This window comes from Dyella marensis, from assembly GCF_900112865.1.
Taxonomy (GTDB): domain Bacteria; phylum Pseudomonadota; class Gammaproteobacteria; order Xanthomonadales; family Rhodanobacteraceae; genus Dyella_D; species Dyella_D marensis_A.
Genome location: NZ_FONH01000005.1, coordinates 189389 through 204464, shown reverse-complemented (window position 1 = coordinate 204464; position 15076 = coordinate 189389). Strand labels below are relative to the sequence as shown.

The following is a 15076-nucleotide window of genomic DNA, read 5'->3' as shown; positions in this document are numbered from 1 at the left end:
CGAAGGGCTGGCTGCTGATGCAGCCAGTAACCCCAACAATGCGACAAGCTCCCACGTTTGTTGGGGTTCGCCCGCGGCTCACCCCAACCTACGCCGTACTCTTCCGCATAAAAAAAACCTCCCCGCTCGCGCGGGGAGGTTTTTTACTTTCCGTACTTACGACGCTTAGAACTTGTACTGCGCCGACAGGCTCAGCAGGTTGCCGTAGTCGTCGGAGCTGCCCGTCAGCACGTCGTTGGTCGAGCTGATCGCGCCATTCATATGCGCTTCGTTGACGAAGATATGCGTGTAGCCGGCGTTGATCTCGAAGTGCTCGCTGGCCTTGTAGCCCACGCCGAACGAGAGGAACTTGCGGGTCGAATCCGGCACGCGCGGGCTGCGGGTGGCGGCGTAGGTCGGGGTGGTGTCCACCGAGACGCCGGCGCGCAGGGTCAGCTTGTCGTTGACGTAGTAGTCGCCGCCGACGGCTGCGTACCAGGTGTTGCGCCAGCTGTAGTTTTCCACGCTCGGCGGCTGCGCCGGGTTGCCGTAGTTGACGCGCAGCTGCTTGAACACGTCCCACTTGGTCCAGGCCAGGTCGAAGCCGATGCCGAACTTCTCGTCCTGGTGCCACACGCTGGCGGTGGCGGTGGCCGGGGTGGTGAAGTCCGCCGTGCCCGTGGTGTGGGTGAACGGCACGCCGCCGGCGCCGGCCAGCAGCGCAGCCACGGTCGGGTTGGCCAGCAGGGCCTGCACATTGGTCGGGACGGTGAAGTTGCCCGTGCCTTCCAGCTTGTGGTCGATCTTGGCGCGGTAGTTGAAGGCGATGCGGTCGTTCGGGGTCAGCTTCCAGTAGCCGCCCAGCTGCCAGCCGTAGCCCCAGTCGTCACCCTTGATGCGGGCCAGGCCGTCGCTGCCCGGGGGCACCACCAGGCCGACCTGCTGGCCCAGCGCCTGCGCCTGGGCGGGAGTGATCTTGCCGGCCGCGGCAGCCTGCTGCACCAGGCCCAGGCCCACACTGTTGAAGTTGATCGCGGAGGTCAGCTCGGCGCTGGTCCTCTGCGCGATGGCGCTGACGCCCAGGGTGAAGGTATCGGTCACGTCGAACGAGGCCGACAGCGTGCCGTCCAGCGACTCGAACTTGGACTTGATGCCGTTGTAGCGGCCGACCCAGTTGCGGTCGTACTCGGTCAGGAAGCCGAACGGCACCGAGAAGCCGGCGCCGATATGCACGCGGTCGCTGACCTGGGTGGCGAAGAACAGCGCCGGGACCGGCATGGTGGTGCCGGCGTCGCCGCCGCTGCCGCCGCTGATCGGGCGGCCCAGCGCGTCATGGGCGCTGCCGCTGAACTTGGTGCCGAAGTTGATGGCGGTGACATCGGCCTGGAAGTAGGTGCCCTTCAGGTCGGTCATCGCGGCGGGATTGTTGACCACCACCGAGACGTCGCCGCCGGCGGTCGCCGAACCGGCGTAGGCGCGGCCCATGGACTTGGCGCTGTTTTCCTTGAGCTGGAAGGCGCTGGCTTCGGCGCGCTGCGGCGCGACCAGGGCGCCGGCCACGGCGAGGCTCAGGGCGGCGAAGGCGAGCGGGCGGGCCGCACGCTTGAAGAAGAGAGAATTCGGCATCGGAAGCTCCTGCTTATCGTTAGTCCGGATCGGGGCACACAGTAAGGGGCTGACCGGTAAGAAAATTCATACGCGCGTTTGACATCCCCGGGCGGCACTGTGCCGTCTTAACGAAAGCCTTGCAAGTGCGGTCGCAGCAATGGACCGATCAGGTATCGATCACGGCTGTTCGGGCATGTATTGCGGGAGATCGTCACCGTCCGCGTTGACCATCGCGGCCAAGGCGCGGACCATGGCGGATGGTCAATTCGCCGCGCGCGCGGCCGATGCGCCGCCGCTTCCGCCCGCTTATCAGGTCCTGCCCATGCACTGTTTCGTCTACGCCAGCCTGCGCAAGGCCGATACCTATGTCTGGCTTACCCGCCAAGGCGATTTCAGCGTGTTGCCCGAGTCGCTGGCGCTGATGCTCGGCGACCTGCGCTTCGTGCTCGAGGTGGAGCTGGACGCGCAGCGCAAGCTGCCCAAGGAGGACGTCGCCGCCGTGCTCGCCAATCTGCAGGCACAGGGCTGGCATCTGCAGCTGCCGCCGGCGCATGCGCTGGCGGTGCCGCAACCGGTATTGAAGGAGTCGCCGGGTGGGCTGGACGAATAAGCATGCGGCGTAAGCGTTAACGCCTGATTACCTTCTCTCATTCAGACGATTCCTATACTCCGCGCCCATGTCCTATTCCAAAACGCGCCGCCCGCCGCCTTTCCTGCAGGGTCTGCTCTGGTTCGTGCCCGGCCTGCTCGCCGTGGCCGTCGCGGCCCTGAGCGCCAGCCCGCTCTCGCTGATCCCGCTGCTGCTGGCCAACGCGCTGACCATGGCGGCGGTGTGCCATGCGATCGGTTTCGATCCGGAGCCGCAATTCCTGCGCACGGTGCTGCGCCGCGGCGCGGCGCACCTGGTGATGTTCACCGGCTATGTGGTGCTGGTGTTCCTGCTGGTCGCGTGGCCGATGCTGAAGCTCAACCAGGCGCACAGCCTGGGCGCGACGCTGCTGCTGGCGGGCGCGCTGGTCGTCGCGCTGGCGGCGTTGTGGCGGATGTGGCCCGCGTTCGGCCTGGTCTATGTCTGGGACGACGCGTATCCACCGCAGAGCGACGGCTCGTGGATCTTCACCGCCACCGCGCGCAGCATCGCCTTCGGCCGGCACCTGTCGCGCGAGGAGCGCTTCTTCACCCATTACCTGCCCGCCGCGATCGCACTGCTGGCGCTGGCCTTCGCGGCGATCGCGCTGGCCGGCCTGTACGGGGTGCTGCCGCCGGAGCTGCGCATCGCCGCGCTGGCGCTCTACGGGGTGGTGCTGTTGCCGCTGGGCTGCCTGGTGATCGCCAACCGCACCCTGCGCGCGCTGTTGTGCGAAGGCCGCCGCCCGGCGCGCCCGTCCGCGCCTGCCCGCGCCGAAGCCACTCCCGCGCCGCCGCCGAAGCCCGCGCCGGTGCTCAACGAACAGGAACGCACCGCCGGCACGCCCGAACAGGCGCAGGCGTTGCTGGCCGCCACCCGCGACGGCGACATCGAACGCGCGCTCGCGCTGATCGAGGCCGGCGCCGACCCGAACACCGCGCCGCCGTCCGGCGACCGCGACCAGCGCCCGGTGCTGATGCTCGCCGCGCTGCTGCCCGATACCCGCCTGCTGCGCGCGCTGATCGCCAAGGGCGCCGATGTGAATCGCGCCAGCGGCGGCCTCACTCCGTTGCTGGCCGCCACGCGCGACAGCTGGCACGGCCGGCCCGACGCGGTGATGACTTTGCTGGCCAATGGCGCCAGCCCGCTCGCCGTCGACGCCGAGGGCAACACCGCGCTGCACGGCGCGGTGCACAGCGGCGAGCCGATCGTGGCCGCGATGCTGCTCGATGCCGGCGCGCCGGTGAACGCGCTCAATCGCGCCCGCGTCAGTCCGCTGGCCACCGCTTGCCGCGCGGCCAACTGGCCGCTGGTGAAGTTCCTGCTGGAGCACGGCGCCAAGCCGACGCCGCCGGATGGCGAGCCGGCCCTGGTCGCCGCCGCCGGCATCGCCGAGGACGACGCCGAGGGCGTGCGCCTGCTGCTCAAGCATCGCGCCGCGGTGAACGCGGTGGATTCGCGCCACCGCAGCGCGCTGATGGAAGCGGCCGGCGAAGGCCACGAACAGATCAGCCGCGCGCTGCGCACCGCCGGCGCCGACGTCACCCTGGCCGACCGCCACGGCCGCACCGCGCTGATGGAAGCGGCGCGCGCCGGCAAGGTCGGCATCGTGCAGCTGCTGGCCGAGGCGCAGCCGGATGCGCGCGTGCGCGACGTGCATGGCCGCGACGCGCTCACCCTGGCCTGCCAGTCGCCGCAGGCGCACGCCGAGACCGTGCGCGCCCTGCTCGCGCTTGGCGCCGAGGCCAAGACACCCGGTGCCGACGGTCGCAGCGCGCTGGACCACGCCGCCGCCGCCGGTCGCTGGGACCTGGTCGCCCTGCTCGATCCGGACACGCCGTTGCCGACCAACCTGCGCTTCGACGAAGCCCTGGCCGAGGGCGCGGACACACCGGCGCACCTGCTCGACGCGCTGCGCTTCGGTCACTGGGCCATCGTCTCGACGTTTACCCAGCGCGTGAAGGAATGGCCGGCCTCGCAGCTGGCGCAGCTTTATCTCGACCTGGCCGGTCCCGGTCTTGGCGCCGCGCGGCGCTGGCTGCTGGAGCATGCGCTGGCGCCCGAAGCGCGCCTGCAGCCGCAACTGGTCGACGACGCGGAAGTACTCGAAGGCATCGACGCCACGCTGCCGCCGCTGGGCCGGCGCCTGTTCGACGCGCTGCTGCCGCAGCTGCCGGCCGCGGCCGAGGCGATCGAGGATCTGCTCGCCGCCGGCGCCAGCCCTGCCGGCGCGGGCTTGCTGGCCCAGGCGCTGCAGCGCCTGGACGACAGCGCCGCTGCTTCAAGCTTCGCGCTGGGCTTGCTCGAGCGCGGCGCCGATCCGTTCGGCCCCGACGCGCGCGAGCGCACACCGGTGCACCTTGCGGCGGCACAAGGCCAGCTGCCGGTGCTGCAGGCGCTGCTCGTCCGCGGCGGCGATCCGAACACGCGCGACACGCAGGGCCGCACGCCGCTGTTCGCCGCGCTGGAACACGGCGAGAAGGCGCTGCCGCTGGTGCGTGTGCTGGTCGCCCACGGCGCCGACGCCGAAGCCACCGACGCCAACGGCGAGACGCCGCTGGGCCTGGCCTTCGATCATCCCGAGATCGAGCGCTGGCTGGACTGGGGCGACTGGACCCGTCCGCGCCGCCCGCTGCGCGCCGACGACCTGCCGGCCGCCGCTGCGGCCGGCGCGCTCGCCGCGGTGGACCGCCTGCTCGAACTCGGCTTCCCGGTGAACACGCAGGACCGCCAGGGCGCCACTGCCCTGCTGCACGCCTGCGGCATGGGCCATCGCGAGGTGGCCGCGCGCCTGCTCGACGGCGGCGCCGATTCGTCGCTCGCCGCGGCCAACGGCATGACTCCGCTCGCCGCGGCCGTGGCCGCGCGCCGCGACACGCTGGTCGCCCTGCTGCTGGAACACGATGCCAACGTGGACGCGCGCCTGCCCGGCGAAGCCACCGCGCTGATGGTGGCTGCCGCAATGGGTTATCCGGAGATCGCCGAGCAGTTGCTCGAGGGCGGTGCCGACATCCAGGCAGTCGATACGCGCGGCCACGGCGCGCTGCATGCCGCCGCGCAGTTCGGCTTCGAACAGAACGACAGCCTGCGCGCACGGCGGCTGTTCGATGTGCTGCTCAAGCGCGGCGCCGACGTCAATGCCGCCGACAAGGAAGGCATGTCGCCGCTGCAGCTGCTGCTGGGCGCGCACCTGCGCCCGGGCAGCCCCTGCGATGCCACCCACATCGGCGCCCTGGTGCCGGTGCTGCTGGATGCGGGCGCGCGGATCGAACATGCCGACCAGCGCGGCGTCACCGCGCTGCACGCCTGTGCGATGCATGCCTTGTTGCCGCCGGCGCGCGTGCTGCTGGCGCGTGGCGCGGATCGCAGCGCGGCGGATACGTTCGGGCGCACCGCGGCGGATGTGGCACGGGCACTCGGTCTGGTGGACATCGCGCATGAACTGGCCGCCCGGGCCGGAGCCATGCCGAGCGTGCGGCAGACCTTGCGGCAACCGGCTCAGCCGGCGGAATAAGCGGCCCGCAGCCGCCGTCCAGCCATGGCGGCTGCGACGGTAGCGTTGCCTTCCACGCGCGGCGGCAATCGCCACCATGCCTGCGCGACCTCTTCCACGCCGATCAGATCCACCCGGCTGGTATGCGGCAGGCCGCCGAGCACGGTGACGGCGCTGCCGCAGGCGCTGCGCGGCGCCCACATCGACGGCCAGCGATGGCCGAACAGCACCACCAGCGGGCAGCCCGTCGCGGCAGCGAGATGCGCCGGCCCGGTATCCACCGACACCATGCTGTGCGCCAGCTCCATCAGCCCGCGCAGCAGCCCCAGCGGCAGGCCGCCGGCGGGAGCGAGCAGGCGCGGCAGCCCGGTCTCGGCGCGGATCGATTCCAGATAGCCCGCCTCGGCAGCGCAGCCGCACAGCAGGATTTGCGCCTCCGGTTGCCATTGCAGGATCGCGCGCGCCAGCGCCGCCCAGCGCGAGGCCGGCCAGGATTTGTCGTCGTCGGCCGCATCGCGCACGCCGTTCCAGCGCATCGTGCGCTTGTTGGCAGGCTGCATCAGCACCAGCGGCTGCGCCGCGCCGAAGCCGTGCGTGTCGAGCCATGCCCGCGCCTGGGCGCGCTCGACGGGCGTGGCGCGGATGGATGGTGCGCGGGTACGCGGTGACGGATCGAGCGCGGGCGTCGCGGCGAATGCGGCCGGCGCCAGGTCGCCGAAGCGCAGCAGCCAATCGATCCAATGCTCGCCCTCGCGCAGCGGGATGTCCTCGATGAACACACAGTGCTCCGGCGCAATACCGGCGAGTGCGAGCATGGGCCGCACCTTGGTCCGCGTGCGCACATCCGGCTCGCAGATATAGAACGGCGCCTCGCGCATGCTGCGCAGCGCCAGCGCCACTGCGAACCGCCGCGGATTGGTCCACAGCCAGCCATGCTGGCTGGCGAACCAGTGCACCTCGGCCACGTCCTCGCTGCTTTCGTACAGCGTGCGCGAACATGCGCCCAGCGAGACCAGGCGGCAGGGCGCGCCGTAGCGCAGATGCAGTTTGCGCAGCAATGGCGCGAGCAGGACGGTGTCGCCCAGGCGGCCGAAGCGGATCACTACCGGTGAAGTGGCGTGTACAGCCAAGCGCAGGCGACCTCGGGACATGGCCCGGCGCGGCCCGCCCCGCGGCGGCACGGCTCCGGGCCCGCGCATCTTTCCCGATCGGCGTCGAAATGAGTTGCGCCTGCGGGGGCGCAAGTTCAGGCGTTCAGTGGGGGATGGTGTGTGTGAAAGCTTGCTTAGTGCGCGCGCTCATCCAACGCATGATTTTTTCTGCCTCCAAGGGAGAACCCTTCTCCCTCCGGGAGAAGGTGGCGGCAGCCGGATGAGGGTTCGGGCGGAGCGGTGCACATCACTCTTGCGCTCCGGCCGTACCCTCACCCCAACCCCTCTCCCGATGGGAGAGGGGCTCAATTCCGCGACACCGTCAGTTGGAGTCCTGCGCCGGCACCGGCGCCACCGCTGCTTCCTCGCGTTCCCGCTTGGCGATCGGATCGTCGTCCGCATCGAACAAATGCATCAGATCGTTCAGCGCTTCCCTTGAGGTCTGCACCAGCCGCGTCTCATCGTCGTACACCAGGTACTGCGCCTTCAGCAGCTTCATGTCGTGCTGGCGGAAGCGCTCCACGCGGTCGGCCGCCAGCTCGCTCGACAGGCCCAGCGCCTCCAGCGTCTTGCGGGTCATCTTCAGGCTGGACGAGAAGGTCTCGCGCACCGGCTCCTCGATGCCCAGGTCCATCAGGCGGAACACGTGCTGGCGGTTGCGCGCGCGGGCGATGATCTTCAGGTGCGGATACTGCCGGCGCACCAGGCGCGCGATGCGCAGGTTCGCTTCCGGGTCGTCGGTGGCCAGCACGAATACCTCGGCCTGGTCGGCCTGCGCGGCGCGCAGCAGGTCCGGCCGCGCCGGGTCGCCGAAGAACAGCGAGGTGTTGTTGAAGCGGCGCAGCGTGTCCATCTGCTCCACCGAGGATTCCAGCGCCACGAACGGGATGCGCTGGGCGCGCAGCACGCGGCCGACGATCTGCCCGACGCGGCCGAAGCCGGCGATGATCACGCGCGGCGGCGCGGTCTCGATGGTGTCGTACTCGCGGTCAGGCTTCTTCGCCTTGACGTCGATCGCCTTGGCCACGATCGCCACCACCAGCGGCGTCACCGCCATCGACAAAGTGATGGCCAGCACGATCAGGCCTTGCTGCAGCTCGGTGATCAGCCGCTGCTCGCCGGCCTGCTTCAGCACCACGAAGGCGAATTCGCCGCCGCAGGCCAGCAGCACCACCATGCGCAAGGTATCGGCCCGGTTGAGCGAGCCGACGATGCGCCCCAGCGGCCACAGCAGCATGCCCTTCACCGCCAGCACGCCACCGGTAATGGCCAACACCAGCAGCGGCTGGTGCAGCAGCAGGGAGATGTCCATCGACATGCCCACGCTGATGAAGAACAGGCCCAGCAGCAGGCCCTTGAACGGCTCGATATGCGATTCGAGTTCGTGGCGGTATTCGGAATCGGCCAGCAGCACGCCGGCGAGGAAGGCGCCCAGGGTGGACGACACGCCCACTTCTTCCATCAGCCAGGCCGTGCCCATCACCACCAGCAGCGCGGTGGCGGTGGAGACTTCCTGCGTATTGGCGCGCGCCACGAAGCGGAACACCGGGCGCAGCAGATACCGGCCGCCGACCACCACCACCACGATCGCGCCGACCGTGCGCAGGATCGCCTGCGGATCCACGCCGTGCGGCGAGGCGCTGCTGGCCAGCAGCGGCACCGCGGCGATCAGCGGGATCGCCGCCAGGTCCTGGAACAGCAGCACGGCGAAGGTGATGCGGCCATAGGCCGAGCCGGCCTCCTTGCGCTCGGCCAGGATCTGCAGGCCGAACGCGGTGGACGACAGCGCCAGGCTGCCGCCGACGATGGCCGCGGCGTTGGCCGTGAAACCGAACAGGTAGTAGCAGGCCATGCCGATCACCAGGCTGCAGGCGGTCACCTGCAGCAGGCCCGCGCCGAACACCGCGCGGCGCATCACCCACAGGCGCTGCGGCGACAGCTCCAGGCCGATCACGAACAGCATCAGCACCACGCCGAATTCGGAAATGGTGGCAACGCCCTCGGTATCGCCGACCAGGCCCAGCGCCTGCGGGCCGATCACCACGCCGGCGATCAGGAAGCCCAGCACGGCGCCCAGGCGGAAGCGCTTGGTCAGCGGTACGGCGATCACCGTCGCCAGCAGGAACACCAGCGCGGTGTTGAGAAAGGAATGGCTGTCCACGAGCGCGGCCGGCAGCGGAGGGGATGCGGGCGATTATTTCATGCGGCGCGGTGCGCGCGAATGACGGCGGCGAACCCGCATCGGCGCGCGACGACGCGCGTCACGCGAACGCCGACAGCCCTTCCAGCCGCTGGCGCAGGATCGCTTCCAGGCGCGCGATGGCTGGCGCGGGTTCGGCTTCGGCGCGATGCAGGTGCAGGCCCAGCAACGGCATGCGCGGCAGGCCGCTCTCGCCGGGCGCCAGCGCGCGCACCGACGGCGGCAGGCCCACGCCGGTGCGCAAGGCCACGCCCAATCCTGCCGCCACCGCCGCCCAGATGCCGGCGAGGCTGGCGCTGGTGAAGGCGATGCGCCAGGCGATGCCGGCGCGGTCCAGCGCCGTGGTGGCGGCGGTGCGCATCAGGCAGGGTGCGTCGAGCGAGACCAGCGGCAGCGGCTCGTCGCCTTCCGGCGACCAGTCGAGTTCGCCCTGGGCCGGGCCGATCCAGCGCATCGGGATCTCGCCCAGGCGCTCGGCATGCGGCGTCAAGGTCGGCGCACCCGCGTCCCAGGCCAGCGCCAGGTCGAGCCGGCCGCCGGCGACGCGGTCGAGCAGTTCGGCATTGCGCGCGATGCGCGCCTCGATGCGCACCTTGGGATGGGCACGGGCGAAGCGGCCGAGCACGTCGGGCAGCAGGGCTTCGCCGAAGTCCTCCTGCAGGCCGAGGCGGATCCAGCCTTCCAGCGCGCCGCCCTGCAGGGCGGCGGCCGCTTCGTCATTGAGTTCCAGCAGGCGCCGCGCATAGGCCAGCATGGTCTCGCCCGGCTCGGTCAGCACCATGCCGCGGCCCTGCCGGCGCAGCAGGGCGGTACCGGCCTGCTCCTCCAGTTTCTTCAGCTGCGCGCTCACCGCCGAGGTGGAGCGGCCGAGCCGGTCCGCCGCCTTGGCGAAGCTGCCCAGCTCCACGCCCAGCGCGAAGCTGCGCAAGACATCGAGATCGAAGTTCACCCGCCGCATGGCCCTGCCCCCGGAATCATCCCGTTTTTATGGATGATTAGTTTCATATTTCCCGATTTTACGAACTAGCTTGTGGCGTTACGGTAGGCGCCGTCAACCCTGAGGAGTCCTAGCCATGCTGGCCATGCAATACGGATTCGTCCTGCCCGCCGACTACGACATGGGCATAGTCCGCCGGCGCATCGCCGAGAAAGGCCACCTGCTCGACCAGTTCCCACGGCTGCGCTTCAAGGCCTACCTCAGCGCCGACCGCCGTGGCGCCCGCCTGCCGACGCGGCACAACCTGTATGCGCCGTTCTATCTGTGGGACGACGCCGAGGGCATGAACGCCTTCCTCGGCAGCAGTGGCTTTGCCGGCGTGGCGCAGGCGTTCGGCTGGCCGGAGGTGCGCACCTGGTCGGTGTGGCAGGGCGAGGTCGCGCCGGAGGCGACGCAGGCGGTGTGCGCGTCGCGCGATCTGGAAAGCATCGCGCCGTATGCCGACCTGGATGAGCTGCGCGAGCGCGAAGCCGAACGCGTCCGCGCGGACCTGGCCGACGGTGCGCTCGCCGCGGTCAGCGCGTTCGAACCTGCGGGCTGGACCCTGGTGCGCTTCCGCCTGTGGCACGAACTGCGACCGGAACTGGCCCGCGATGGCCGCCAGCTTTACGACGTGGGCCATGTGTCCCTGCCACGCCGTCATCTTTCCCCCGTCACCGCCTGAGGAATCCCGCCATGCCCCTGGTCCGCATCGCCCTGCGCCGCGGCAAGTCCGCCGCCTACATCGCCGCCCTGCGCAACGGCATCTACCGCGCCATGCGCGAGGCCTTCGACGTGCCGGAGAACGATCGCTTCATCCTGGTCAGCCAGCATGACGCCGAGGAGTTCGACTACGACGCGCATTACCTGGGCGTCGAGCGCGACGACGATCTGGTGATCGTGCAGATCGCCTGCAACAACACGCGTACGACCGAGAAGAAGCAGGCGTTCTACCGACGCATGGCCGAGCTGCTAGCGGAAGAACCTGGATTGCGGCCGGAAAACCTGTTCATCAACTTGCTGGAGACCGGCAAGGAGAACTGGTCGTTCGGCAACGGCATCGCTCAATACGTCTGACGCGCCACCTGCCACCGGGCCAGCAGGTTCGGCCAGCCCATCCACTGGCCCGGATAGGTGCGGATCAAGTCGCTGAAGTAGTCGTTGACGCTTTGGCTGGCCGCCTCGATGGAAGTCGACGGCAGATCGATCAGGTTGCCGATCTCAAGCAGCTGCTTGCCGTCCTTGTGGATGGAGGCGGTGGGCACCACGATCGCGCCGGCTCTGCGGGCAATGCCGTAAAGCGTGCCCGGCGATGCCGCGGGCTTGCCCAGAAAATCGCTGCGCAATTCGAGCCGCTCGCCGTGGAAGCAGTCGAGCATGGTCGCCACGGCGCCGCCGCGCGCGAGGTGCCGCAGGATCCGCAGCGCGATCGTGCTTTCGGTAGTTCCGGCGACCGTGATGCGGATACCGGAAGCCATCGCGATCTTGTTGAAGTAATGCAGGCCCGGCGCCGGATCGCGCGCCACCACCACCAGCAGTTCGCGCACCAGATCCTTCAAGGCCAGCAGCGCGAAATAGATGCAACCGAAGTACGAGCAGCCGAACAGGAACGGCCGGCCCTCGGCGAGCTGTCGCCGTATCGCCGCGAAATTTGCGTCCTCCGGCCGGACAGTGGGCGCCAAGCGGACAATATCGTCCGGCCTGGCGTGCGCCACGAAGGTCCGGTCCGCGATGAACCTCGGACGAACCGCAGAGGCATCGAGAAAGACTCGTCTCGAATACAGCCCGGACTGCTGCAGCGCCTGATAGGTGTCGTGCAGGTAGCGCGCCCGCTCCATCGAGCCGTATAGCCTGCATGCAACGACGGAAGGCAGAACGCGGCGCGCAAGCCGCGGCAGGCGCTCGATCATCGGCTGGGCAAGACGCACGGATATCCCCTTGTCTGCGCGGATCGTGGCCGGCGAGGCCGACCACGATCCGCGGTGTCATGCATCAGAAGGGAGTGGGGATCGGATTGTAATCACCGCAATCGCAGCCCCTGCTCTGGGTGCTCTTCGATGCCGGCGCGATCCACGAAACAAAAAAGAGCGCGATGCCCGCCGCAGGAGCAAAGCGGCCCCATGCTTGCTTGAAAAAGCTCATGGCTGTTCTCCATTAAAGATATGGTCGGTGCTTTGCGATGAAATTCTTCGAATCGCGCACCAACGCTATCGACCGGACGGATGGACGTCATCCGGATTGACCTGACACGGATGCAAACTGCGACCTTGTCAGGTCGAAGGGGTAATACCCGGCACTCCGCATCACTGCCTAGTGCGACGCCTGGAGTACCACCAAGCGCCATTTACCATCATGGTCGACATGACCCGCACAAGGCGCCGCGCTGACCTGGCACAGGACCTGGTTCGCCAGGCCAGCCACATCCGCTCATGCCAGTTGTACGCGTCAACAAGGGCAATGCTTGAAGGGCCTATCGAAACCGCAGCTACAGGCTTGTCCATGAAAATCGGATGACGCCTGCGCGATCAATGGAACAAAGAAGAGGGCAATGGCCACGGCGGGCGCAAAGCGGCTCCATGCTTTCATGAAAAACTTCATGCGCAATCTCCGTCGAATGTTGTCGGTTGATGTAGCGACCCACATTTCGGATCGCACGGCAACGCTATTCGAAAGAGCGAATGAGGGTCATCCGGCATGATCAGACAACGGTACAAACGATGACCTCATCCGCTACAGACAGAGACTGCCCGAGCAACGCCAGCCGCTACTCGCCGCGCAACCATCTCGCCGCGTCGATCGCGTAATAGGTGAGGATCGCATCCGCACCGGCGCGCTTGAACGCCGTCAGCGACTCCAGCACCACCGCCTTCTCGTCGAGCCAGCCGTTCATCGAGGCGGCCTTCAGCATCGCGTACTCGCCGCTCACCTGGTACACGAAGGTCGGCATGCCGAACGCGTCCTTCACCCGGCGCAGCACGTCGAGATAGGGCATGCCGGGCTTCACCATCACGGCGTCGGCGCCTTCGCTGATGTCCAGCTCGATTTCGCGCAGTGCTTCGTCGCTGTTGCCGACGTCCATCTGGTAGGTGTGCTTGTCGCCCTTGCCGAGATTGGCGGCCGAGCCCACCGCGTCGCGGAAGGGGCCGTAGAACGACGAGGCGTACTTGGCCGAATAGGCCAGGATGCGCGTGTGGATGTAGCCGGCGGCTTCCAGCGCGTCGCGGATCGCGCCGATGCGGCCGTCCATCATGTCCGACGGCGCCACGAAATCCATGCCGGCCTCGGCCTGCGCCAGCGACATCTTGATCAGCGCCTCGATGGTGGGCTCGTTCATCACGTAGCCGTCGGCATCGATCAGGCCGTCCTGGCCATGCGTGGTGTAGGGGTCGAGCGCCACGTCGCCGATCAGGCCCAGCTGCGGGTACTTCGCCTTGAGTGCGCGGGTCGCGCGCTGCATCAGGGCGCCGGGGTTCCAGGCTTCGCGCGCGTCCTCGCTCTTGGCGTCCTGGCCCGGCGAGGGGAACAGCGCCAGCGCGGGAACGCCTAAGCGCACGCATTCGCCGGCCAGTTCCAGCAGCCCGTCGATCGACAGCCGCTCCACCCCCGGCATCGACGGCACCGGCTCGCGCTGGCCTTCGCCCTCGATCAGGAAGGCGACCATGATCAGGTCGCTGGCCAGCAGGGTGTGCTCGCGCATCAGTGCGCGGGAGAAGGCGTCGCGGCGCATGCGGCGCATGCGGATGGCGGGGAAGCTCATGGGCGGGTCTCGTCGGGACGGAACCTGCGCATGGTAGCGCCAGGCGGGAGGGATGCCCTGGGATTGGGCATTTTGTCGCGTGGGGTCCGTTGGGGTTTGCACCCCAACCTACGCGATGCGGGCGCCCTCGCCCTTGGCGTCGAAGAAATGCAGCCGCTCCGGCGCGAAGCCGAAATGCAGCGTGCTGCCCGGCGCCGGCAGCTCGCGCGGCGGCATGCGCGAGACCAGGGCCAGCTCGCCGTGGCGCAGGTTGAGGAAGACCTCGTTGCCCACCGGCTCGACCACTTCCAGTTGCGCGGCCAGCGCGGCGCCAGCGGCATCGGCGCACAGCAGCAGGTCTTCCGGGCGCAGGCCGACCACGATATCGCGGTCGCGCCAGGCCTCCAGCGCCGCGCCCTGCGGCAGCTCGCCCAGGACCAGCTCGCCCTGCGGCATGGCCAGCTTCCAGCCGCCGTCGCGATAAAGAATGCCGCGCAGCAGGTTCATCGCCGGGCTGCCGAGGAAGCCGGCGACGAACAGATTGGCTGGCGTGTCGTACAGGTTCATCGGGGTGTCGATCTGCTGGATCACGCCGCCGTTGAGCACCACGATGCGCTGGCCCAGGGTCATCGCTTCGATCTGGTCGTGGGTGACGTAGACCATGGTGGCCTTCAGGCGCTGGTGGATGCGCGCGATCTCCACGCGCATCGACAGGCGCAGCTTGGCGTCCAGGTTGGACAGCGGCTCGTCCAGCAGGAACACCTTCGGATCGCGCACCAGCGCCCGGCCCAGCGCCACGCGCTGGCGCTGGCCGCCGGACAGCGCGGCGGGGCGCGAGTCCAGGCGCTGTTCCAGTTCCAGCATGCGGGCGGCCTCGGCCACGCGGCGCTCGATCTCGGCCTTGGGCTGGCCGCGCAGTTTCAGGCCGAAGCCGAGGTTCTCGGCCACGGTCATGTGCGGATACAGCGCGTAGTTCTGGAACACCATGGCGATGTCCCGGTCCTTCGGCGCGATGTCGTTCACCACGCGCTCGCCGATGCTCAGGGTGCCGCCGCTGATCGATTCCAGCCCGGCGATCATGCGCAGCAGGGTGGTCTTGCCGCAGCCGGAGGGGCCGACCAGCACCAGCAGCTCGCCGTCGGCGATCTCGAAGCTGGCCTCTGCCACGCCGACGTGGCCGTTGGGGTAGACCTTGCGCAGCTTGTCCAGGCGGACCTTGGCCATCGATACGTCTCTCTTCTCAAGGCCCTCGGTCCGCGGATCGAACCATATGGGCGGGATGCCGGCCAGCCGGACGGGCTGCAC

13 protein-coding genes are annotated in these 15076 nt (G+C 69.0%); 4 read left to right on the top strand and 9 right to left on the bottom strand.

All coding sequences use genetic code 11. The annotated features are described in order from the left end of the window. Positions 1-165: 165 nt before the first annotated feature. Positions 166-1605: an OmpP1/FadL family transporter gene (locus BM172_RS10460; RefSeq protein WP_026635482.1), complete on the bottom strand. Its 1440-nt coding sequence runs from the start codon at positions 1603-1605 to the stop codon at positions 166-168. Between the two features lie 232 nt (positions 1606-1837). Here BM172_RS10460 and BM172_RS10455 point away from each other — a divergent pair, with 232 nt between their 5' ends. Both BM172_RS10455 and BM172_RS10450 read left to right on the top strand, forming a co-directional pair. Next, entirely contained in the window at positions 1838-2197 is a 360-nt protein-coding gene (locus tag BM172_RS10455) for a YcgL domain-containing protein (RefSeq protein WP_428844761.1), read from the top strand. Positions 2198-2264: 67 nt separating this feature from the next. Beyond that, the gene (locus BM172_RS10450; protein WP_026635481.1) at positions 2265-5729 is read left to right on the top strand and encodes an ankyrin repeat domain-containing protein; all 3465 of its coding nucleotides are present in this window, start codon (positions 2265-2267) and stop codon (positions 5727-5729) included. Here the strand turns inward: BM172_RS10450 and BM172_RS10445 are convergent. The 3 genes from BM172_RS10445 to BM172_RS10435 all read right to left on the bottom strand — a co-directional run bounded on the left by BM172_RS10445 (position 5714) and on the right by BM172_RS10435 (position 10017). After that, positions 5714-6859 carry a glycosyltransferase family 9 protein gene (locus BM172_RS10445; RefSeq protein WP_081805178.1) on the bottom strand — a complete coding sequence of 382 codons (1146 nt, stop codon included), beginning with the start codon at positions 6857-6859 and terminating at the stop codon, positions 5714-5716. The genes BM172_RS10450 and BM172_RS10445 overlap by 16 nt on opposite strands. Before the next feature lie 322 nt (positions 6860-7181). Then, complete coding sequence (locus tag BM172_RS10440; protein ID WP_026635480.1) at positions 7182-9020, bottom strand: monovalent cation:proton antiporter-2 (CPA2) family protein; 1839 nt, start codon at positions 9018-9020, stop codon at positions 7182-7184. 100 nt (positions 9021-9120) lie between these two features. Further along, the gene (locus tag BM172_RS10435; RefSeq protein ID WP_026635479.1) at positions 9121-10017 is read right to left on the bottom strand and encodes a LysR substrate-binding domain-containing protein; all 897 of its coding nucleotides are present in this window, start codon (positions 10015-10017) and stop codon (positions 9121-9123) included. A gap of 115 nt (positions 10018-10132) precedes the next feature. Between BM172_RS10435 and BM172_RS10430 the strand changes: the two genes are divergently transcribed. Next, positions 10133-10720, top strand: coding sequence for a DUF4865 family protein (locus BM172_RS10430; protein WP_026635478.1), 588 nt, complete (start codon positions 10133-10135; stop codon positions 10718-10720). A gap of 11 nt (positions 10721-10731) precedes the next feature. Continuing rightward, a complete protein-coding gene (locus tag BM172_RS10425; RefSeq protein WP_026635477.1) occupies positions 10732-11112 on the top strand; it encodes a tautomerase family protein in 381 nt (126 codons plus the stop codon). On the opposite strand, the gene BM172_RS10420 is transcribed toward BM172_RS10425, so the two are convergent. The 5 genes from BM172_RS10420 to BM172_RS10410 all read right to left on the bottom strand — a co-directional run bounded on the left by BM172_RS10420 (position 11100) and on the right by BM172_RS10410 (position 14995). Then, positions 11100-11963, bottom strand: a complete 864-nt coding sequence (locus tag BM172_RS10420) for an LpxL/LpxP family acyltransferase (RefSeq protein ID WP_143096500.1) — start codon at positions 11961-11963, stop codon at positions 11100-11102. The genes BM172_RS10425 and BM172_RS10420 overlap by 13 nt on opposite strands. Before the next feature lie 64 nt (positions 11964-12027). Then, entirely contained in the window at positions 12028-12177 is a 150-nt protein-coding gene (locus BM172_RS22520) for a hypothetical protein (RefSeq protein ID WP_155964713.1), read from the bottom strand. 303 nt (positions 12178-12480) lie between these two features. Further along, positions 12481-12633, bottom strand: a complete 153-nt coding sequence (locus BM172_RS22515; protein ID WP_155964711.1) for a hypothetical protein — start codon at positions 12631-12633, stop codon at positions 12481-12483. 166 nt (positions 12634-12799) lie between these two features. Further along, a complete protein-coding gene (gene hemB / locus BM172_RS10415) occupies positions 12800-13792 on the bottom strand; it encodes a porphobilinogen synthase (RefSeq protein ID WP_026635475.1) in 993 nt (330 codons plus the stop codon). Between the two features lie 108 nt (positions 13793-13900). Beyond that, positions 13901-14995, bottom strand: a complete 1095-nt coding sequence (locus BM172_RS10410; protein ID WP_026635474.1) for an ABC transporter ATP-binding protein — start codon at positions 14993-14995, stop codon at positions 13901-13903. Positions 14996-15076: the final 81 nt, after the last annotated feature.

Excerpts from the sequence above, each read along its gene's own strand:
- BM172_RS10460 (WP_026635482.1), bottom strand. The coding sequence starts at position 1,605 with ATGCCGAATTCTCTCTTCTTCAAGCGTGCGGCCCGCCCGCTCGCCTTC.
- BM172_RS10455 (WP_428844761.1), top strand. The coding sequence starts at position 1,838 with ATGGCGGATGGTCAATTCGCCGCGCGCGCGGCCGATGCGCCGCCGCTT.
- BM172_RS10450 (WP_026635481.1), top strand. The coding sequence starts at position 2,265 with ATGTCCTATTCCAAAACGCGCCGCCCGCCGCCTTTCCTGCAGGGTCTG.
- BM172_RS10445 (WP_081805178.1), bottom strand. The coding sequence starts at position 6,859 with ATGTCCCGAGGTCGCCTGCGCTTGGCTGTACACGCCACTTCACCGGTA.
- BM172_RS10435 (WP_026635479.1), bottom strand. The coding sequence starts at position 10,017 with ATGCGGCGGGTGAACTTCGATCTCGATGTCTTGCGCAGCTTCGCGCTG.
- BM172_RS10430 (WP_026635478.1), top strand. The coding sequence starts at position 10,133 with ATGCTGGCCATGCAATACGGATTCGTCCTGCCCGCCGACTACGACATG.
- BM172_RS10425 (WP_026635477.1), top strand. The coding sequence starts at position 10,732 with ATGCCCCTGGTCCGCATCGCCCTGCGCCGCGGCAAGTCCGCCGCCTAC.
- BM172_RS22520 (WP_155964713.1), bottom strand. The coding sequence starts at position 12,177 with ATGAGCTTTTTCAAGCAAGCATGGGGCCGCTTTGCTCCTGCGGCGGGC.
- BM172_RS22515 (WP_155964711.1), bottom strand. The coding sequence starts at position 12,633 with ATGAAGTTTTTCATGAAAGCATGGAGCCGCTTTGCGCCCGCCGTGGCC.
- hemB (WP_026635475.1), bottom strand. The coding sequence starts at position 13,792 with ATGAGCTTCCCCGCCATCCGCATGCGCCGCATGCGCCGCGACGCCTTC.
- BM172_RS10410 (WP_026635474.1), bottom strand. The coding sequence starts at position 14,995 with ATGGCCAAGGTCCGCCTGGACAAGCTGCGCAAGGTCTACCCCAACGGC.